Annotated in this window: 4 protein-coding genes; 2 read left to right on the top strand and 2 right to left on the bottom strand. The window is 38.4% G+C overall.

Going from position 1 to position 3,431, the window contains the following annotated elements; genetic code table 11:
- Positions 1-42: 42 nt before the first annotated feature.
- Together B4237_RS15345 and B4237_RS15340 are read right to left on the bottom strand one after the other, a co-directional pair.
- The gene (locus B4237_RS15345) at positions 43-285 is read right to left on the bottom strand and encodes a hypothetical protein (RefSeq protein ID WP_004882185.1); all 243 of its coding nucleotides are present in this window, start codon (positions 283-285) and stop codon (positions 43-45) included.
- Positions 286-669: 384 nt separating this feature from the next.
- Positions 670-1,533, bottom strand: a complete 864-nt coding sequence (locus tag B4237_RS15340) for an MBL fold metallo-hydrolase (RefSeq protein ID WP_278595877.1) — start codon at positions 1,531-1,533, stop codon at positions 670-672.
- Between the two features lie 106 nt (positions 1,534-1,639).
- Here B4237_RS15340 and B4237_RS15335 point away from each other — a divergent pair, with 106 nt between their 5' ends.
- The gene (locus tag B4237_RS15335) at positions 1,640-2,533 is read left to right on the top strand and encodes a LysR family transcriptional regulator (RefSeq protein WP_007482193.1); all 894 of its coding nucleotides are present in this window, start codon (positions 1,640-1,642) and stop codon (positions 2,531-2,533) included.
- 159 nt (positions 2,534-2,692) lie between these two features.
- Positions 2,693-3,238, top strand: a complete 546-nt coding sequence (gene grpE, locus B4237_RS15330) for a nucleotide exchange factor GrpE (protein ID WP_007482191.1) — start codon at positions 2,693-2,695, stop codon at positions 3,236-3,238.
- The last annotated feature ends 193 nt before the right edge of the window (positions 3,239-3,431 follow it).

Raw genomic sequence — 3,431 nt, 5'->3', positions numbered from 1 at the left:
ATCTAACATTCAATCTATTGCAAGCCGACTTAGCATAAAAAATTATTGGCCTGCTGCATCAGCACCAGCTGAGCCAGATACTGAACCTGAAATATCTGCTGAAGCACCGCCTGGTTGAACATCTACAGACGTACCAGCTTGTACACCAACACCACCTTGTACGCCTGTTGGGCCTGCACTAGTTTGAGCTGAACCAGAAGCATCTAAACCACCTTGAGTCGAACAACCCACAGCTGTGAATGCAACACCAGTTACAACCATAGAGATCAATGCTAACTTTTTCATTGTGTATTTCCTTTCATTATGACAAATAGCAAAGTTATCTTTGCGTTGCCTATCATTCACAATTTTTTCTGCTGGCGTGATGCGGATTAGTAGCGGTTTGTTATTTATACAGCGTGCTTTTGCAACTTTTATTTAATCAATTAAAAGCAGATTTCACATATTTTCCTGATCATAAAAATTGGCTAAGCACTTATCTATTCATAACTTTTGTTGATATAAACTGAATTTATTAAAGAAAAATTCGAACATCTTCATTTTTTATAATTTATATAAAACTCGTAGAACATACCCAAAAGCTTACAATTACAAAGAATAGATTAATAGTTACTTTAATCTAAATAAAAGCCGCAATCAGAAGATTACGGCTTTATGATTAATTTAGGCTTAAGGCCACTGCATCTCGCCTTTAACAACTTTAGCACCTAACTCAAGGCTACTTGTTTCAGTCAGCGTTGGATATTTCTGTTGCATGGTTTTAATCAACACTTCTGAGTTTTTGCTAGATTTCACGGCTTGTTCGTATTGCTTTAAATAATCAATTGAAAAGTTCACCGCATCTAAACCTTCAGCAGCACCAGCCTTCATATGTGCAGGAACAACAGTTTGCGGTTTCAGTGCTTTGATCGATTCCAATGTTTTGATCACTTCAGCACGATCTTTCGTAGTTGGAGTATCTGCTGTCCAAAGGTGAATACCTGAAGATACTGGGATGCCGCCAACCACTGCTTTTACACTTGGAATCCATAAATAAGTCAGTTCTTTTTGACCCTTGATTTCGATGGTTTCATTCTCAAGTTTCAATGTTTTGGCTGTGTATGCTTGTGGGACAATAATTTTGCTTGGAGCATTGGCACCCATTTTTGGACCCCAGTAATCCACTTTAAGCGCTTGCGTATCCTGAATATGTTTAACCGTTTCAGGCGTAGCAATGATTTGTACATTCGGGAAATATTGTTTAAATACATCTAAACCAAAATAGAAATCTGGATCACCATAACTCACAAAAATTGTTTTCAGCGTTTTTCCACTGTCCAGAATATCCGCTGCAATACGAAGCGCTTCTGATTTTGAAAATTGAGCATTGACCAACAGGACTTCTTTATCCCCTTCAATCAAGGTAGAAGTGACACCAAAATGCTCAGGCTTCGCTAAAAAGTTTTGGAGTGTTAAGTCTTGGGCAAATGTCGTTGATGCTGCTGTTAATGTTGCAATGGTTGCGAATGCAATTGCATAAGGATTCATTTTCATATGTTGTCTCCGATCTGATAGGAAACACTTTAAATTGCAATTATTGCTGAATAAACCCACTAAATTAAGATAAAATGTTGCATATCTTGCAACAATCAAAATAAATATGGATACCTTAAAAGCCATTCAAGTCTTTGTCTGTATTGCACAACAGGGCAATCTCAGCAAAGCTGCAGAACATTTAGACTACTCTAAAGCAATGGTGTCGCGTTATTTGGAACACCTTGAACAAACATTTTCCACTCGACTGTTTCAACGCAATACTCGCAAAGTTTCACTGACGCCTGCAGGTGAAAAAGCACTGGTCTATTGTGAAAATATTTTACAACAACAACAACTCTTGGAAAGTTTAGCAGCGCCAGAACAACATAGCGGTACTATTCGTTTTACGTGTGGCTTGTTCTTATTTCAATTGGGTGTCAATGAATGCATCAAGCAATTTAAAAAACGTTATCCGCACATTCATTTTGATGTGTATTTAACTGAAAATACAGTTGATCTCATGGATGCCCAAGTTGATCTCGCACTTAGGATTACGCAAAAAGTTGCTGATGGACTAATAGCCCGCCCTGTCTGTCAAATTGAATCTGTGTTCTGCGCACATCCACATTATTTAAAAGATCATCCTCCTCTCTCTCATCCCAGCCAATTGATTCAACACGAATGTATTGCTCATCATACCCACAATCAATATTGGACGCTTTTTGATACAGATCAGCAACCACAGAACTATCCGTTAAATGTTACGTTTAAGAGCAATGATGTGATCGCGCTCTATCAGATGTGTCTCAAAGCGCAAGGTGTTTCCATGCTACCGACTTTGTTAGTACGTCAAGATTTTGCCGAGCAGCGCTTAGAACGAGTGTTTACAGATTTTTCTGCGCCCGATCTCACCTTGTCTTTGGTGTATGCATCAAGACAACATTTACCGAAAATAACCCAAGAATTTATTGCTTTCGTCATCGAAAACTTAAGTTTTTACTTAAATAAGCAAAATTAAAAGATTTAAATCGACCTGAACGCTTGAATTTTGTCGCGTTGCCCATACTTCATCCGTATCTATGAATGACCTATACGTGGCAGTTCGGGTTTGACCCTATGAGCATCAATGCCAAAAGGACTGTACATGTTTGAGAACTTTTTTAAACGGAGATCATCAATGGCTAATGAGCACAATGAGCAAGCTCAAGACATTCAAAATGAGCAACAGACTGAACAAACTCAAGCTGAAGGTGTAGAGCAAGCAAACGAGCTTAGCGTTGAAGATTTACAAGCGCAAATCACTAAACTCGAAGAAAGCTTAAAACTCGAAAAAGCACGTACTGCCAATGCCGTTTACGAAGCACAGAAAAGTGTTGAACGTATTCAACGTGAATCAGAAAAGCATAAAGACACTGTGCTTGAGAAATTTGCGAAAGAGCTATTGGATTCTGTCGACAATCTTGAACGTGCGATTCAAGCAGCTGGTGCAGAAGAAACACCTGTATTAGAAGGTGTAAAACTGACTTTAAAATCGTTGCTTACAACGTTAGAAAAATTTGGTGTGGTCGAAGCAGACACAAAAAATGGTTTTAATGCAGACCTTCATCAAGCGGTTGGTATCGATCCAAATGCTAAAGCGAATGAAATTGGTACGGTTTTACAGAAAGGCTATACCTTAAATGGTCGCCTACTCCGCCCTGCAATGGTCATGGTCGGACAATAAATCCAGTATTTTGAGAGTTTTTCAGTTTTTTTTCATAAAAATGCTTGAAAAAAAACGATTGACTCTCATATCGAATAACAAGCAAATCCCCTTTACCGAAAAGCATATGAGGGGGATTCACAAAATTTTAGAGGAACACATCAAATGGCGAAAATTATTGGTATTGACTTAGGTACTACCAACTCATGTGTTG

This window comes from Acinetobacter sp. UBA6526 (genome assembly GCF_002434875.1).
Classification (GTDB): Bacteria; Pseudomonadota; Gammaproteobacteria; order Pseudomonadales; family Moraxellaceae; genus Acinetobacter; species Acinetobacter venetianus.
Note: the sequence above shows the minus strand (reverse complement) of the source record. Positions and strands in the feature narration are given on the sequence as shown.